A 16,466-nucleotide genomic window follows, 5' to 3' on the forward strand; every position below is an offset into this window, starting at 1 on the left:
GCCCCCGTCACCCCTGGTCCCCCTGGTCACCCTGGTCACCCTGGTTCCTGTCGCCCTCCTTGCCGAACGACTCCCGCAGCTCCTGCTTCATCGAACGTTGGAAGGCGGTGACCAGTGCCTGCACCACCATCGGCTGCATATGGGCCGAGAGCGACTTCATCCGCGCCATCTCCTCCTCGTCCGGCCCGCCGTCCCGGTAGGGATCCCATACCTCGTCCTTGAAGAGCCGGCTGAGCTCCCGGGCCGCCGAGCGGGTGTGCTCGATGACGACGGTGCGCGCCGCGAGGATGGTCTCCAGCGCGATCGGGACGTCCAGCAGCCGGGTGCCCAGGTGCAGCAGCCCCGGGTCGACCCGGAAGACCTGCGGGTCATCGGTGCGTACGAGCACGCTCATGGCCGCCAGCCGGTCCAGATCCTCCTCGGTCAGCGCCCGGCCGACCCGCCGCTCCAGCTGGTCGCGGGTGGCGTCCTCCGCCTTGTCCGGAATCCAACTCGCCACCAGCGCCCGGTGGATGGCCAGATCCTGGGCGCTCAGATCCGGCGGCAGCTGCTCCAGATAGCGTTCGATCGCGGAGAGCGTCAGCCCCTGGTGCTGGAGCTCCTCGATAAGGGCGAGCCGCGAGAGGTGGTCCGGTCCGTAGCGGCCGACCCGGCGCGGACCGATCTCCGGCGGCGGCAGCAGGCCGCGTGTGCTGTAGAAGCGGATGGTGCGGACGGTGACGCCGGCGCGGGCGGCCAGTTCGTCGACCGTCAGGTCGGTGGCGGACTCCATCATGTTCAACAGTATTGCTGTCTCACCACTCCTGTGAAACCTTCTGAACCGTTCTGCCCCTTCTCGACCGCCGGACAGGGGCCCGGGGAGCCGCAGCTCGACGCCCGGCCGACTCTGGTCGCACCCCCGGTCCCGGCCGCGGAACTTTCCCCCGTCTGGACAACGCGACACGGCTCTGGGCCGCGCGGCACGGCTCCGAGGGGACATTGCGGGAGCTTGCGGGGCACCTGGAGGGACGGGCGGGGGCGAGCAGGTTGTCGCGGTGGCCAACACATGGGCCAACGCACACCTCAAACGAATCGAACAGGTCAAGAAATTTTGCCTGCCGGGTGAGAAATGGGGTCCGGAATCGGATGAACTGACGCTCTCCTGGAAACTATGTCGCCGGGAAATTCATCTCAAATACGGACAAATCTTGGATGGCCTGTACACGCTGTGATCTTGCCCACAGACGGGGGAGCACTCTTCAGGGAAGGTGTGCCGTCGGCCGTCCGCGCGATCCGCGGAATCGGCAGTCGCTCAAGCGCCTCCCCGAAAGCGAGATGCACCACCAGTGAGCACAGAAACCGTCTCCGAGACAGCCCACAGGTCACCTGACGGGGGAAGCGGCGCGCAGCAGGATGCGGGCGACGCGGGCTACAGCAAGGGCCTCAAGGGCCGGCACGTCAACATGATCGCCATCGGCGGCGCGATCGGCACCGGCCTGTTCCTGGGCGCCGGTGGCCGGCTGCACTCCGCCGGACCCGCGCTGGCCATTGCCTACGCGGTCTGCGGTCTCTTCGCCTTCTTCGTCGTGCGGGCCCTCGGTGAGCTGGTGCTGCACCGCCCCTCGTCCGGTTCGTTCGTGTCCTACGCCCGCGAGTTCCTGGGGGAGAAGGGCGCCTACGTCGCCGGCTGGATGTACGTCGTCAACTGGTCGACGACCGGTATCGCCGACATCACCGCGATCGCCCTCTACACCCACTACTGGAGTCTGTTCACCGACATCCCGCAGTGGGTCATGGCGCTGATCGCGCTGGCGGTCGTGCTGACGGTGAACCTGATCTCGGTGAAGATCTTCGGTGAGCTGGAGTTCTGGTTCGCGATCATCAAGGTCGCGGCGCTGGTCGTCTTCATGTTCATCGGCATCTTCCTGCTGGCCACCCAGCACCCGGTCGGCGGGCACTCACCGGGCCTGGATCTGCTCACCGACCACGGCGGGCTCTTCCCGACCGGTCTGCTGCCCGTGGTGATCGTGCTCCAGGGCGTGGTCTTCGCCTACTCCGCGGTCGAGCTGGTCGGTGTGACCGCAGGTGAGACCGGTAATCCGGAGAAGGTCGTGCCGAAGGCCGTCAACTCCATCATGTGGCGGGTGGGCGTCTTCTACGTCGGCTCGGTGATCCTGCTCGCGATGCTGCTGCCGTGGAACAAGTACGTCGACGGCGAGAGCCCCTTCGTCACGGTGCTGTCCAACGTCGGTGTGCCGGCGGCGGGCGACGTCATGAACCTCGTGGTGCTGACCGCGGCGATGTCCAGCCTGAACTCGGGGCTCTACTCGACCGGCCGCATTCTGCGCTCCATGTCGATGGCGGGCTCCGCGCCCAAGTTCGCCGGCTTGATGAACCGGCACCAGGTTCCGTACGGCGGCATCATGCTCACCTCCGCGGTGTGTGTGCTGGGTGTCGGGCTCAACTACGTCATGCCGGGCGAGGCATTCGAGATCGTGCTGAACATCGCGGCGCTGGGCATCATCAGCACCTGGTGCACGATCATGGTCTGCCACATGGTGTTCGTGCGCCGGTCGAAGGAAGGCGTGGTCCAGCGGCCGCGCTTCCGGCTTCCCGGTACGCCGGTCACCGACATCGCCACCATCGCCTTCCTGCTCGGCGTCATCGTGCTGATGTGGTTCGACGACGGCGTCGGCCGGCAGACCGTCATGCTGATCCCGGTCCTCGCCGTCGCGCTGGTCGTCGGCTGGTTCGCGGTCCGCGGCCGGGTGAGCCGGATCGCCGAGGAACGCAAGCTGTCGAAGTAGTCGCGCAGTAGCGAACGCCTGCGGAAGCAAGGGCGGTCGCGGAGGCCGGAAGGCGTCCGCGACCGCCCTTTCGCATCGGTGCCCGGCAGAGCCGCCGATAGCCGAGCGGCTCACCCGGCGCGGGCAGACCCGTGCGGTCTACGACCACGGAGCCGCCGACCCCGGAGCCGCCGACCGCCGACCGCCGCCCCCCGACCCGCGGGGAGGCCCCCCCGCACTGCCCCCGTGGCTCAGCCGCCGACCAGCGGATAGTGATCGGAGAGATTGGTGTAGGTGTACTCCTTGCCCCAGCTGGAGACCGTCCAGGGGGCCGACTCCTCCTTGATCACGGTGTTCTGCCATCCGGCGGGCCGGGCGTGCCCGTTGCGGTGCAGGACGTAGTCCAGGTCCTCGCGGGGGTCGTCCGGGTAGCGGTACTTCGCGATGGAGTTCTCCTGGGTGTCGAAGGAGTAGGGGTGGCCCGTGCGGCTGTCGGCGGGCGCCAGGTCGCCGTTGCTGAGCAGCGCGTCGTACTCCGCGCTGTGGGAGTCGACGTTCAGATCGCCGGCGACCATCACCTCCTCGTCCGCCGGGATGTTCTTGGCGTCCAGGAAGGCGTCCATCTCCTTGAGCTGCTCGGCGCGGTCCGCGGCCGCCTCACCCGCCTTGCAGCCCGAATCGGTGGACTGCATGTGGGTGCCGACCACATGCACCCGGGTGCCGTTGACGTCCAACACCGCATAGACGAAGCCCTTGTTGGAGAAGTAGTCCGCACCGCAGGCGTCCTTGTAGACGTACTGCTCCTTGCGCAGGACCGGCCACTTGCTCAGCAGTGTCACCCCGCCGTCCTCCGGGGTGGTGGCGGAGTAGGCGCCGCCGGTGGCGTCCCAGCCGCTCCTGCTGCGGCCCATCACCGGAGTCTGGTACGGATACTGCGCCGCGGCCCGGGACTTCAGCGCCTCGGAGGAGGAGTTGTCGAATGCTTCCTGGAGGACGACGACATCGTTGCCCCGGAAGAAGTCCGCGTCCGCGATGGCCTGGGCGCGGTGGTCCTGGCCCCAGTTGGGGTAGAGGTTCTTGCTCATGAGGAAGACGTTGTAGCTGAGCACCTTGAGACGGGGGCTGTCTGCGGCCGACGCGGACGGGGTGACGGTCACGGTGACAGCGGCGAGGGCCGTGGCGAGGACGGCGATCCGGGACGTGCGCAGCGCTGAGTGCGGCACTGAATCTCCCTATGGGGGTCGGGACTTGATCCGGTGCCGCTTATCCAACCAGCTGGGGTTACTTCCAGGTAACCTCCCGGAGGGTACGGGATGTACAGACCGAAGCTCTGGCCGATGATGTCGTGCCGGAAATCCTCCCCGGCTCCGGCGGACGGTCACTGAGGGACCGTGAGGACCGTGCCGCAGGCGGTGTGCACGGCGGCCAGGGAGGTCACGGCGCTCTGGGTCCACGACAGCATCGTGCGCTCCCGCACGGCCGGATCGTCGCAGGCCGAGCGGCCGAAGGCACCGCAGGAGCTCTGCTGCGCGAGGAGAAACGCGACCGCGTCGCGGGTGATGCGGTGCTGCGCCCGCCCGGCGCGAGCCGAGTCCCGGACGAGGGCGGCGATGTGCCCCAGGCGATAGTTCTTCCAGGCCTCGGGCAAGTCGGCTGCGGCCGTCCCCGGCGCCGCATGCGGCGCGCCGGCTCCCGCATCCCTCAGCGCGGCCGCGCGCCGGGGGGAGAGCAGCCCCAGACCGACGAGGCGTTGGACGTTGTGGGCCGCTTGCGGCGGAACCGTCTCCATCAGTTCGACGGCGGCAGCGGTGGACTTGAGGAACATGTCGAGGGACGAGCAGGTGATCCCGTGAGCCCGCAGTCCGCTCGCGAACTCACCCACGACCTCCATCCCGTGTCCCTGCCACACCCCGACGTCCGCGTCCGCGAGACGTGCGGAGAAGTCGAGGAGCAGGGGACGGGCGAGCTCGGGTTCTTCCAGCGCCGCGGCGGCGTACGCGACGGCCGCCGCGGCCGGCAGGCAGGTGGCGGGGTCGTGGCGCAGGCTCGTGCCGGCCAGCCACTGCACTGCCCGCCGCAGCGGCTGCTCCACGTCCGGGCGGGCCTTGGGTGCGGACGGCCGAGGCCTGCGCACCACCCTGGGGCTGCGGTCCAGGAGCGCGGCCAGGGCCGCGACGATGGTGGTGTGGTACCCGGTGGCCCAGTGCCGGTACGCGTCGTCGCCGTCGGCGAGTCCGGGGTGCACCACACCGGGCGGCCCGTTGACCCGCCCGTCGGCCTCTTGTACGGCCGTGAGGAACTGCCAAGCCCGGCGGGCTTCCTCGGAGTCCCGCACCCCGAGGCACAGCAGGCAGCACAGAAGCTCCCCCACCAGGTCGGCGTTCTCCTGGCCGAGGGTGAGAACGAGGAGCGCTTCGAGCAGCTCCACCGCCGCGCCCGGATCGAAGTCCCGTGGCCAGCGGGGCTCGCGGAGGCCGAAGTCCGTGGCATAGAAGATCGTGTGGGTGAGGGCGTAGATGTCGCGGTCGGCGAGCTTGACGACATTCGGGCTGTTGCAGAGCAGGGTGAAGGGCAGGACGTCGTCCATGGCCGGCAGCGTGTGCGGGACGCCGCACAGCTCCAGGGTGTGCAGCAGATCGAGCTGCCGGTACGGAATCCGCTCGAAGACCGCCGCATAACCTCCGGCCGCTGCCTGCGTGATGACGTGCCGGAACTCGGGGTCCTCGCGGCCGCAGAGCCGGAGTGCCGCATAGGTCCCCGCGTACAGCAGGAGGGCGGCTTCGTCCCGGGCGATCAGCTCACGGTAGGAGGGGCGGGCCGTGATGTCCTCGACCTGGTCGAGGAGTGTCGTGTAGTCGCCGTCCAGCGGTTGCGGGTCGAGGCGCGCCCGCAGCCCCACGAGGAATGCGGTTTCGATGAGGGCCTTACGGGCGAACAGCACGCGGTCCGTGGCCGCTTCGGCCGGATCGATCAGATGTCGGCGCGCAGCGAGCCAGGCGACTGCCCGGGTCTCCACCGCGCGCCTTTGTGACGATCCGCCACCGGGTTGCGTCGTGTCCATCGGATGCCTCCCGGCGATCGGCTCGGTCAGTGACGTCAGTTGCCCGCAGTGCAGTCGTCGGACTCCGCTACCTGGTTGGCGACCACGAGGACGTAGCGTTCCCAGGCGAGTACGTAGCCGGCCACGTCGTCGATCTGGCTGACCTGGTCGACGACGCGCTCCAGCGGAACGCTGAGGTCGACGAGTCCGCTCGTCCTCAGGAAGTCGAGAGCTTTGCGGGCGTCAACCGGCGGGGGAGGACAGGACATGAGTTGCTCCTTTTGGGTGGTTCGGACAGATAGCGCGAGTGTCGCGTTCCGTGACGCCCGTGTCACCATCTGCGACCGCCATGGAAAAAAGGCCATGCCATCCGCCCAGCTCAGGGGGTTTATCTCCGCGCAAAATCACCCTTACGGGCTAATATCATCATGGTGGTGAAGTGGCGGGGAGGCTTCGGGCGGCGCGCGGCGGGTGTCGCGCGGAGGTGTATATTCCGCCGGCTCCTCGGTGGGCCGAGGGGCAACTTTCCTGCCCGCAGGGCCCTTTGGGTGCCTGGCCGGGAGCGCCCCCCGCTCTCACCGGCCGCGAGAGTCCGCCGTATCATGATTAATGACATGAATACGGTAAAAAATGACCCAAACCCCCCGGCGGCCGGAGGTGTGCTCTGGTCGATGGCCGGGGACATCCGCATGCTGCTGACCCTGCCGGCCGCGCTGACCATGCAGGTCGCGCACCCGGCGGTGGGCGCAGGCGTGGACGATCACTCCCTCTTCCGTACGGACCCGTGGGGGCGCGGGGAGCGGTCGCTGACCTCGCTCCAGCTGTGGGTGTACGGAGGGAAGGATGCGGCCGAGGAGGGGCGTCGGCTGCGGCAGCTGCACAAGACCATCCGGGGGACCGACGCGCACGGCCGCAGGTACCACGCGCTCACTCCCGAGTACTACGCCTGGGTGCATGCCACCGGCTACCCCGTCTTCCGGTATGCCCAGCACTATCTCGGCCGCCCCTTCACCGAGGCGCAGGAGCGGCAGTTGTACGCGGAGTGGCTCCAGGTCGGCCGGATCCTGGGCATCCACGACCGCGATATGCCGCAGACCATCGAGGAGTTCTGGCCCTACTACCAGAAGGTTCTCGACAACGATCTCGAAAAGACCCTCGTGGTACGGGAGTTGGTGGCGACGAACCCGCCGCTGCCGGTCCCCGACCGCGGTCCGCGGTGGCTGCGGCTGCTCCTCCGGCTGAGCTGGCCGTGGCTGCGCCCGCGGTTCGCCCGCTTCCGGCGCTTCCTCACGATCGGGCTGATGCCCCCGGACGCCCGGCAGGCCATCGGCCTGGAATGGACGGGTGCGCAGGAGCGCCGGCTGCGCCGCTTCGGGTGGGTCGTCCGCGCCGTGGTCCCGGTGCTTCCGGAGCGGCTGCGCTTCATGCCGATCGCGCGCCGGGCCCGCCGCGCGGCGCGGGGAGGAACGGAACGGCGCCGGCCGGAGCCGGGGTGATCACCCCGGCTCCGGCCGGACGGTTGCCGGGCACCTTGAGCGGTGCCCGTCTGCCGGATCAGTGCCCGTGCACCTCGTGCGTGGCCGCGATCTGCTTCCACGACTTGGGTTCGGCGACCGGCGCCTGGTGCGCGCCGAGCGCCTGCTTCGTCTCACCGACCGCCGGCTTGGACGGCTGGAACAGCCAGGTGTCGAAGAACCCGGCCAGCTGCTTGCCGGACTTCTTCTCCGCGAACTTCACGAAGTCGGTGACCGACGCGTTGCCGTACCTGTTCTCCGTCGGCCAGGACTTGAGGAGGCCGAAGAAGACCTTGTCGCCGACCTTGTTGCGGAGCGCCTGGAGGGCCAGCGCACCACGGTCGTAGACGGCGTCGTCGAACTGGTTCTCCGCGCCCGGGTTGCCCGGCTTGACCTTCCAGAACGGGTCATCGGAGGGGTGCTGGGCGTAGACATAGTCCGCCAGCTCCTGAGCGGTGCCCTCGCCCTCCTTCTCCGACCACAGCCACTGGCTGTAGGCAGCGAAGCCCTCGTTGATCCAGATGTCCTTCCAGTCCTTGAGCGAGACGCTGTCGCCGTACCACTGGTGCGCCAGCTCGTGCACCACGACGGACACGTTCGTGCCGCGGTCGAAGGCCTTCTTGCCGTAGAACGGGCGGGTCTGGGTCTCCAGGGCGTACCCGGCCGGCACGTTCGGCACATAGCCGCCCACCGCATTGAACGGGTAGGCGCCGAAGACGCTTTCCAGCCACTCGGTGATCTCGGTGGTGCGCTCGATGCTCGCCTTCGCCGAGCCCTCGTTCGCGCCGAGGTCCTTGCTGATGGCGTTGATCACCGGCAGGCCGTTCGCGGTCTTGTCGGTGGTGAGGTCGAACTTGCCCACGGCCAGCGTCGTCAGATACGTCGCCTGCGGCTTGTCCGAGCGCCAGTTGTAGCGTGTCCAGCCCAGCTTGGAGGACTGCGAGGCCAGTACGCCGTTGCTCAGCGCCTGGGTGCCGTCCGGGACCGCCACCGAAATGTCGTACGTCGCCTTGTCGGTGGGGTGGTCGTTGCTCGGGAACCACCACACGGCGGCGTCCGGCTCCTGGGCCACCACACCGCCGTCGGGCGTACGGGCCCAGGCGCTGTAGCCGTCTATCTTCAGCTCGGAGGGCTTGCCCGCATAGCGCACGACGACGCTGATCTGCTTGCCCTTCTCCAGCGGCGCGGCGGGGGTGACCTCCAGTTCGTGCTTGCCGGACCTGGCGAAGGAGGCCTTCTTGCCGTTGATCCGGATCTCACTGACCTTGAGGCCGAAGTCCAGGTTGAAGCGGGAGAGATCCTGGGTGGTCTTGGCGAGCAGCGTCGCCGTGCCCTCCAACAGGTCCGTCTTCGGCTGGTACTTGAGCCGCAGGTCGTAGTGGGAAACGTCGTATCCGCCGTTTCCGCTCTCGGGGTAGTAGGTGTCGCCCACACCCGGAGCGCCCGGTGTGAAGTCGGCCGCGGAGGCCGGGATCGCCAGCAGCAGGCTGAGTGCGGCCGCACCCGGGACCAGGAGTCTGTGACGCACGAGTCCTCCAACTCGTAGGGGGATGGCTCTCTTCCGACCCTATGTACTGCGGCGGGGCGGCGTCATGTACATGGCCTCATCTGACACATGACCGACATGAAGCACCAGCCGGCTTCATTGACGGTTCGTATGGGTCCGGTGCGGCGTCCCGGCTTCCCGTATGCGGTCCCTCGTGCCGCGCTTGCGGGGCGCCGCCACCGCCGGGCCGGCCCACGGTCGCCGGGTCCCGGTACGGGCTCTTACGCACGGGAGTTGAGCCGCGCTACGGTCCGCCCGTGACGAATCCTGCGCGGATCCCCCGCACCCCCTTCACCGTGCTCGTGATGGCGGCCGTCGCCGCTCTGCTGTCCGTCCTGATCGGGCCGGCCGCCGCGCAGGCGGCGCCCGGCGAGAGCAGACCCGTCTACTCCTACGACCACGCGATACGCGAATCGGTCTGGGTGGACACACGGGTCGACGGCGACGCGGACGGGAGGACCGACCGCGTCGCCGTCGACATCGTGCGGCCCGCCGAACCCGCACAGCAGGGCCGCCGGATCCCCGTGATCATGGACGCCAGCCCGTACTACTCCTGCTGCGGACGCGGCAACGAGAGCCAGAAGAAGACCTACGACGACCGGGGCCGGCCCGTCCAGTTCCCGCTCTACTACGACAACTACTTCGTGCCGCGCGGCTATGCGACGGTCCTCGTCGACCTCGCGGGCACCAACCGCTCGGACGGCTGCATCGACATCGGCGGCCGCTCCGACATCGGGTCGGCCAAGGCCGTCGTCGACTGGCTCGGCGGCAGAGGCCGCGCCTACACCGCCCGTACGGGAGGCACACCCGTCGCCGCCGACTGGTCCAACGGCAGCACCGGCATGATCGGCAAGAGCTGGGACGCCACCATCGCCAACGGCGTGGCGGCCACCGGCGTCAAGGGGCTGAAGACCATCGTCCCGATCGCCGGCATCTCCTCCTGGTACGACTACTACTTCGCCAAGGGCGCCCCGCTCTACGACTCGGGCCCCGACTCCCTTGCGGACCGGGTCGAGAGCCCCGACGCGCAGAAGCACTGCGCCGCGGTCCAGAAGAAGCTCGCCGACGGTGCGCCGCGCACCGGCGACTGGACCGGTCTGTGGACCGAGCGCGACTATGTCCGGCACGCGGACAAGGTCCGGGCCAGCGTCTTCATGGTCCACGGAATGCAGGACCTCAATGTCCGCACCCGGCACGCCGGGCAGTGGTGGGACGCGCTCGCCCGGCACGGCGTCGAGCGCAAGATCTGGCTCTCCCAGACCGGGCATGTCGACCCCTTCGACTTCCGCCGCGGGGACTGGGTCACGACCCTGCACCACTGGTTCGACCACTATCTGATGGGCTACGACAACGGCATCGACCGCGCCCCGATGGCCGATGTCGAGCGTGCTCCCGGCACCTGGTCCACCGACCGGCAGTGGCCCGCTCCCGGCACCCGGGCCACCACCCTGCGGCCGCGCGCCGGCACCGTACCCGGCGTCGGCGTGCTGGGTACCGCCAAGGCTCCGCACGGCGCCACCGCGACCTTCACCGACGACCCCGAGCTGAGCGAGGCCGACTGGGCGGCCCGGATCGATGAACGGACGCCCGCCAAGGCCGGGTTCCGCACCGCCCCGCTCCGCGCCCCGCTGCGGCTGTCCGGTTCCGGCAAGGTGACGGTGACCGTCACCCCGAGCACCTCGACCGCCCATCTCTCCGCCGTCCTGGTGGACCTCGGGCCCGACACCATCCGCAACTACGCGGCCGACGGCGAGGGCATCAGCACCCTCGACAAGCGCACCTGCTGGGGTGCCGGAACCCCGGGCGACACCGGCTGTTTCCAGGAGACCGCCGCCGACACCCAGAAGGTCGGATACACCGTCTTCAGCCGCGGCTGGGCCGACCTGGGCAACTACGCCGACCCCCGCAAGGGCCGCCCGCTCACCCCGGGCAAGCCCTACACGATCACCTTGGACCTGGCCGCGAGCGATCATGTCGTGCCCGCCGGACACCGGCTCGCCCTCCTCGTGGCCGGGACGGACGCCGGTCTGATCGACCCGCCCGCGTCCACCCCGAAGCTCACCCTCGACCTGTCCCGCACCTCCGCCCAACTGCCGCTGACCGGCGGTGCCCCGGCCCTCGCACGGGCCACCACGGGCGCACCCCGGTATACCGCCCCCGCCACGCCACTGGACGGCATCGCTCCGCCGCGTTCGCTCAGCAGGATGCCGGCCGCGGGATGACCGGCCGGGGCCGCCCCACCCACGGGCGGCCCCGCCCCGGCCCCCACTCCACCCGCACCGCTCACCCAAGGGAGGCACCCCCTCGTGAAGTCCCGCTTCTGCCGCCTCGCCCTAGGGGCGCTGGCCATCGGACTGACGGCCACCCTCGGCGCGGCCCCGCCGGCCTCTCCCGCCGGTGCGGCCGGAACCCGCGCACCCCGTACGGGATTCGAGATCAGCCATGGTGCCCGCTGGACGAGCGGGGCCGAGGAGCAGACGTTCCTCACCGCCGTCGACCGCGCCTCGGCCCGCGTGCGGATCGACCGGATCGGCACCACGGCACAGGACCGCCCGGTGCAGCTCGTACGGATCGGTGCCCCGGCTCCCGAGCGCCCGGCGGACGTCCGCCGCGGCAACTCCGTGCTGCTGGTCTGCTCCCAGCACGGCGACGAACCTTCCGGGCGCGAGGCATGTCTGACCACCGTCCGCGACCTCGCCTACGCCAAGGACCGGGCGACCCGGCGCTTCCTGGAACACACCGGCGTGCTGGTCGTACCGACCGCCAATCCCGACGGCCGGGCCGCGGACACCCGTGGCAACGCCGACGGTGTGGACATCAACCGCGACCACCTCGCCCTCAAGACCGCCGAGGCCCGCGCGATCGCCGCCGTCATCCGCGACTACCGCCCCGACACCCTCTACGACCTGCACGAGTACGGCCCCACGGTCCCGTACTACATGAAGGACCTGCTGTCGCTGTGGCCCCGCAACCTCAACACCGCGGGCGGGGTGCACCGTGAAGCCGTCGCGCTCTCCCGGGACTTCGTCGAACCCGCCGCCCACCGGGCCGGATTCTCCACCGGTGTCTACGGCATCTGGACCGACCCGGAGACCGGCGACCCCGTCAAGCAGGTCGCGGGCGACGGCCAGGAACGGATCCTGCGCAACACCGCGGGGGTGAAGGGCTCGGTCGGGCTGCTCGTCGAGACCCGGGTCGACCCTCTGCCCGCCGCCGGCCGGAAGAACGCCCGTCCCGCCGCGCTCGCGGACGCCGAGAAGCCCGACCCGGCGCGCAACAACCGGCGCCGGGTGGACTCCCAGCTGGCCGCGCTGGACGGCGCCTTCACCTTCTTCGACCGCCATCGCCCAGGCATCGAGGCGGCCACCACCGCCGCCCGGCTCGCCGGATACGCCGACCACGGCCCTGTCTACCTCGGCGGCGCGGACAACGAACCCGCCACCGACGGGCAGATCCTGTCCGACCCGCCCTGCGCCTACCGCCTCGACGCGGCACAGTTTGCGCAGGTCAAGGACGAACTGGCGCTGCATGGAGTGCTCTGGAAGCGGGACGGGGACGGCGCCGTCGTACCGCTGCGGCAGCCCCTGCGGAAGCTCGTGCCGCTGTTGTTGGACCAGCGGGCCGGATATCACCTTACGGTTGCGACACCTGTAAACGTCTGCGGCGTGTGGTAAGGGGTAACGGATAAGAAAAATATGATCCATTGGAAGGTGACACGTGTCGGACAGAGTGAATGAAACGGGAGACGGGGGTGGCACGTCCCCGGTGACGGATCTTCCCGAAGACCCGCAGCGGACCGGGCCACCACAGACCGACCGTGTGGTCTTCGGTGTGACGGCATTGCTCACCCTCGCCTTCATCGCCTGGGGAGCGTCCTCCACCGAATCACTGAAGAACGCGTCGACATCCATGCTGAACTGGGTGATCGACAACCTCGGCTGGGCGTTCGTGCTCTCCGCCTCCGGCTTTGTGATCTTCGCGATCTGGCTGGCGGTCAGCAAGTACGGCCGGATCACGCTCGGCACGGAGGGCGAGGAGCCCGAATTCCGCACCGTGTCGTGGATCGCGATGATGTTCAGCGCGGGCATGGGCATCGGCCTGATGTTCTACGGCGTCAGTGAACCGCTGGGGCACTTCTCCACGCCGCCGCCGGGCACCGATCCGCAGGACGCGGCCCAGGCGATGGACACCGCGATGGCCACCACGCTGTTCCACTGGACGCTGCATCCATGGGCCATCTATGCGGTCGTGGGTCTGGCCATCGCGTACAGCTGCTTCCGGCGGGGGAGGCGGCAGACGATGAGCGCGGTGTTCACACCCCTGATCGGCCGGCGGCGGGCGAACGGCTGGGGCGGCCGGGTCATCGACATCCTGGCCATCTTCGCCACCCTCTTCGGCTCCGCGGCCTCGCTCGGCCTCGGTGCGCTCCAGATCGGCAGCGGCATCAAGGTGCTCGGCTGGATGGACAGTGTCAGCACCACCCTGCTGGTCGGCATCATCACCGTGCTGACCATTGCGTTCATCCTGTCCGCGGTCTCCGGCATCGCCAAGGGCGTCCAGATGCTGTCCAACATCAATATGGTGCTGGCGCTGATCCTGGCGGTCTTCGTGTTCGTGGTCGGGCCGACGATCCTCATCCTCAACCTGGTGCCGACCTCCCTCGGTTCGTTCATCGGCGAGCTGCCGCAGCTGGCCGGCCGTACGGAGGCCAGCAGCGGCGACGACGTGGCCGGCTGGCTGCGCAGCTGGACGGTCTTCTACTGGGCCTGGTGGATCTCCTGGACGCCCTTCGTGGGCATGTTCATCGCCCGGATCAGCCGTGGCCGGACGATCCGCCAGTTCATCGGCGGCGTCATCCTCGTGCCGAGCGTGGTCAGCCTGGTGTGGTTCGCGGTGTTCGGCGGGACGGCCATGGAGCTTCAGGCCTCCAAGAAGCTCAGCGGGGCGGGCACGCCCGAGGGCCAGCTCTTCGATGTGCTGCACCAGTACCCGCTCGCCACGATCACGAGCCTCCTGGTCATGGTCCTGGTCGGCATCTTCTTCGTCTCCGGTGCCGATGCCGCGTCCATCGTGATGGGCACCCTCTCGCAGAAGGGCACCTTCGAGCCGACCCGGCTCGTGGTGATTTTCTGGGGGGTGGTGACCGGCGCGGTCGCCGCGATCATGCTGCTGATCGGCGGCGGCTCGGGCGACGCGCTGACCGGATTGCAGAATCTGACGATCCTGGTCGCGGTGCCGTTCATGGTCGTGATGATCGTCATGTGCTGGGCGCTGATGCGCGATCTGCGCAGCGATCCGCTGATCGTGCGCGGCCAGAAGGGCGAGGAAGCCGTCGAGATGGCCGTGATCGCGGGCCATGAACAGTACGACGGTGACTTCGAGTTCCAGATCGGGCCGGGCGGCAACGGCAGCGGCAGCAGTGACGGTGACGGCGACGGGGAGGACGACGGCGCCGGGGCCGGAGTGAAGGCCGGAAAGTGAACTCTGCGGTTCGGAATGCCGCCGCGGAGATGACGCCCTGAGGGGCGCGCAAAGAGGGCCCTCCCCGGAGACTCCGGGGAGGGCCCTCCTGCGCTGGGACATGGGGTCCGAGAGCCTCGCCACGGCGTGGTTCCCGCACCCGGCCGGTGATCGTTCCGGGGTGCGGAGGCGGATTTGCCCCGGGCCGGGGGCGGTATGTCACAGTGGGCCGTCCCGGTCGGCCGGGCGCGCGTATGCGCAGCCGCCGCCGGGCTCCCCCTGTACCCAGATGGACGGATTCCGGTCGCGCGCGTGCGCGTGCCCGGGCTGTTCGCCTCCCCTTGACTTCTCAGAGAGCGATGCAGGCAACGACTCTTCTCCCCCGGACCGCAGACCTGTTCGACCAGGGCCTGGAGCGGCAGGCCGGCGCCGCGCTGCTGCGCTTCGGCGCCGCGCGGCAGCGCCCGGCCGACCGGATCAGCTGGTCGGGCCAGGGTGCCGCCGCCTGGCTCGACGATGCCCGCGGGCATCTGTGGTGCGTCGGCGAACCGGATCCCGCAGCCGGGCTCGTGCTGCGCGCCGCGCAGGGCCGGCCCGAGCAGGTGCGGGAGTTCACCGGGCCGCGCGGCACCGTCGGCCAGGTCAGGCGGCATCTGCCGGTGACCGATGTCGTGGAGTGGGTCTTCCGCTGGACGCTGGAGGCACCGCCCCGGCACCCGGTGGAGGAGCGGGTGATCGTCCTCGGCGCTTCCCACCACGGGGAATTGCTCGACTTCCTCAACGAGCACAGCCCGGCCCACTCCACCGGACCCGGCTCCAGCGACGTCATCCTGTGGGCCGGGATCCGCGGCACGGACGGGCAGCTGGTGGCCTGTGGCGCGCTGAGCAGTCTGCGGGACAGCGGCGCTCCGCTGATGGCGTCGGTCGCGACGGACGCCCGCCAGCGCGGTCAGGGGCTCGGCGCGGCCCTGACCTCGTGGCTGACGCGGTACGCCGTACGCCGGTACGGCTTCTGCACGCTGTGGCAGCTCGCGGACAACACTCCCGCCGAACGGCTCTACGACCGCCTCGGCTACCGCAACGAGGACCCCTGCGTGTCGGCGCGCCTCGCCATGCGCTGACCGGCGGTGCGACGACGGCGGTGACGGCGGTGACGGCGAAGGCGACGCCATGACGAAGGGGCCTGCCCGCGGCCGGACGGCTGCGTGCAGGCCCCTCGTGTGTCCCGGTCGGACTACTTCTTGAAGCCGTAGTCCATCAGCTTCTTCGCGTCCGCGGTGCGGTTGGCCACCGAGGAGGAGGCCAGGACCGTGCCGATGACCGTCTTGCTGCCCCGGGTGGCGGCGAAGACCAGGCAGTACTTGGCCTCCGGACCCGAGCCGGTCTTGACGCCGATGGTGCCCGAGTAGCTGCCGAGCAGGGCGTTGGTGTTCTCCCACGACATGTTGCGGTATCCGCCGCTCTTCGTCGTGACCTTCTGCTTGGTCGACTTCGTCTTCACGACCGTACGGAAGGTGGAGTACTTCATCGCGCTGCCGGCGAGCTTGGTCAGGTCGCGCGGTGTCGAGTAGTTCGCGCCCTTCCCGATGCCGTCGAACGAGTCGAAGTGCGTGTTCTTCAGGCCGAGGGACTTGGCGGTGGAGTTCATCTTGCCGATGAACGACTTCACGCGCGCGGCCCGGGTGGAGCCGCTGCCGAACTTGTCGGCCAGCGCGTACGCCGCGTCGCAGCCGGACGGGAGCATCAGCCCGTACAGCAGCTGGCGGACGGTGACCTTGTCGCCGACGATCAGCTTGGCCGAGGAGGCCCAGTTGTTGTCGACGATGTAGTCGCTGTACGCCTTCTGGACCGTGACCTTGGCATCCAGGTTGAGGTTCGCCTGCGCCAGCACCACCCGTGCCGTCATGATCTTGGTGGTGGAGCCGGTGGACCTACGGGTGTCCGCGGCCTTGGTGAAGAGGGTCTTGCCCGTGCCGTTGTTCATCACGAAGCCGCCCTGGGCGACGATCGTGGGGGTCTTGGGCGCGGCGGCCTGTGCCGGAGCAGCGAACACTCCGGCCGTCAGGACGGCTCCCGCGGTGACGGCGACCGCGGATACGCGGCGAATGCCCCTTTTGCTGATTTTGCCGTTTTTCAAAATG

Annotated in this window: 13 protein-coding genes; 7 read left to right on the top strand and 6 right to left on the bottom strand. The window is 69.3% G+C overall.

All coding sequences use genetic code 11. The annotated features are described in order from the left end of the window. Nucleotides 1-7: 7 nt before the first annotated feature. Nucleotides 8-775, bottom strand: a complete 768-nt coding sequence (locus tag M8I34_RS11645; protein ID WP_250049342.1) for a MerR family transcriptional regulator — start codon at nucleotides 773-775, stop codon at nucleotides 8-10. A gap of 259 nt (nucleotides 776-1,034) precedes the next feature. Between M8I34_RS11645 and M8I34_RS11650 the strand changes: the two genes are divergently transcribed. Both M8I34_RS11650 and M8I34_RS11655 read left to right on the top strand, forming a co-directional pair. Then, nucleotides 1,035-1,211 (top strand): hypothetical protein, encoded by a 177-nt coding sequence (locus tag M8I34_RS11650; protein ID WP_250049343.1) that lies wholly within the window; start codon nucleotides 1,035-1,037, stop codon nucleotides 1,209-1,211. Nucleotides 1,212-1,325: 114 nt separating this feature from the next. Further along, on the top strand, nucleotides 1,326-2,786 hold the full coding sequence (locus M8I34_RS11655; RefSeq protein WP_250049344.1) for an amino acid permease: 1,461 nt from the start codon (nucleotides 1,326-1,328) through the stop codon (nucleotides 2,784-2,786). A gap of 230 nt (nucleotides 2,787-3,016) precedes the next feature. Here M8I34_RS11655 and sph read toward each other — a convergent pair whose 3' ends face one another. From sph to M8I34_RS11670, 3 genes are all read right to left on the bottom strand, one after another. Continuing rightward, nucleotides 3,017-3,988, bottom strand: a complete 972-nt coding sequence (gene sph / locus M8I34_RS11660; RefSeq protein ID WP_250049345.1) for a sphingomyelin phosphodiesterase — start codon at nucleotides 3,986-3,988, stop codon at nucleotides 3,017-3,019. 155 nt (nucleotides 3,989-4,143) lie between these two features. Further along, nucleotides 4,144-5,781 (bottom strand): hypothetical protein, encoded by a 1,638-nt coding sequence (locus tag M8I34_RS11665; RefSeq protein ID WP_250049346.1) that lies wholly within the window; start codon nucleotides 5,779-5,781, stop codon nucleotides 4,144-4,146. Nucleotides 5,782-5,861: 80 nt separating this feature from the next. Next, entirely contained in the window at nucleotides 5,862-6,074 is a 213-nt protein-coding gene (locus M8I34_RS11670) for a hypothetical protein (protein WP_250049347.1), read from the bottom strand. Nucleotides 6,075-6,419: 345 nt separating this feature from the next. Here M8I34_RS11670 and M8I34_RS11675 point away from each other — a divergent pair, with 345 nt between their 5' ends. Continuing rightward, on the top strand, nucleotides 6,420-7,301 hold the full coding sequence (locus M8I34_RS11675) for an oxygenase MpaB family protein (RefSeq protein WP_250049348.1): 882 nt from the start codon (nucleotides 6,420-6,422) through the stop codon (nucleotides 7,299-7,301). A 58-nt stretch (nucleotides 7,302-7,359) separates the two neighbouring features. Here the strand turns inward: M8I34_RS11675 and M8I34_RS11680 are convergent, their stop codons facing one another. After that, a complete protein-coding gene (locus tag M8I34_RS11680) occupies nucleotides 7,360-8,847 on the bottom strand; it encodes a M1 family metallopeptidase (RefSeq protein ID WP_250049349.1) in 1,488 nt (495 codons plus the stop codon). A gap of 323 nt (nucleotides 8,848-9,170) precedes the next feature. Between M8I34_RS11680 and M8I34_RS11685 the strand changes: the two genes are divergently transcribed. From M8I34_RS11685 to M8I34_RS11700, 4 genes are all read left to right on the top strand, one after another. Beyond that, a complete protein-coding gene (locus M8I34_RS11685; protein ID WP_250049429.1) occupies nucleotides 9,171-11,087 on the top strand; it encodes a Xaa-Pro dipeptidyl-peptidase in 1,917 nt (638 codons plus the stop codon). A gap of 84 nt (nucleotides 11,088-11,171) precedes the next feature. After that, nucleotides 11,172-12,539 (top strand): M14 family metallocarboxypeptidase, encoded by a 1,368-nt coding sequence (locus M8I34_RS11690; protein WP_374210890.1) that lies wholly within the window; start codon nucleotides 11,172-11,174, stop codon nucleotides 12,537-12,539. 91 nt (nucleotides 12,540-12,630) lie between these two features. Beyond that, nucleotides 12,631-14,346, top strand: coding sequence for a BCCT family transporter (locus tag M8I34_RS11695; RefSeq protein ID WP_250049350.1), 1,716 nt, complete (start codon nucleotides 12,631-12,633; stop codon nucleotides 14,344-14,346). Nucleotides 14,347-14,684: 338 nt separating this feature from the next. After that, a complete protein-coding gene (locus tag M8I34_RS11700; protein ID WP_250049351.1) occupies nucleotides 14,685-15,446 on the top strand; it encodes a GNAT family N-acetyltransferase in 762 nt (253 codons plus the stop codon). A 113-nt stretch (nucleotides 15,447-15,559) separates the two neighbouring features. Here M8I34_RS11700 and M8I34_RS11705 read toward each other — a convergent pair whose 3' ends face one another. Then, a complete protein-coding gene (locus tag M8I34_RS11705) occupies nucleotides 15,560-16,462 on the bottom strand; it encodes a D-alanyl-D-alanine carboxypeptidase family protein (RefSeq protein WP_250049352.1) in 903 nt (300 codons plus the stop codon). Between the last annotated feature and the right edge of the window lie 4 nt (nucleotides 16,463-16,466).

The sequence above is a fragment of the Streptomyces sp. MCA2 genome (genome assembly GCF_023544705.1).
In the GTDB taxonomy this organism is placed as follows: Bacteria; Actinomycetota; Actinomycetes; order Streptomycetales; family Streptomycetaceae; genus Streptomyces; species Streptomyces decoyicus.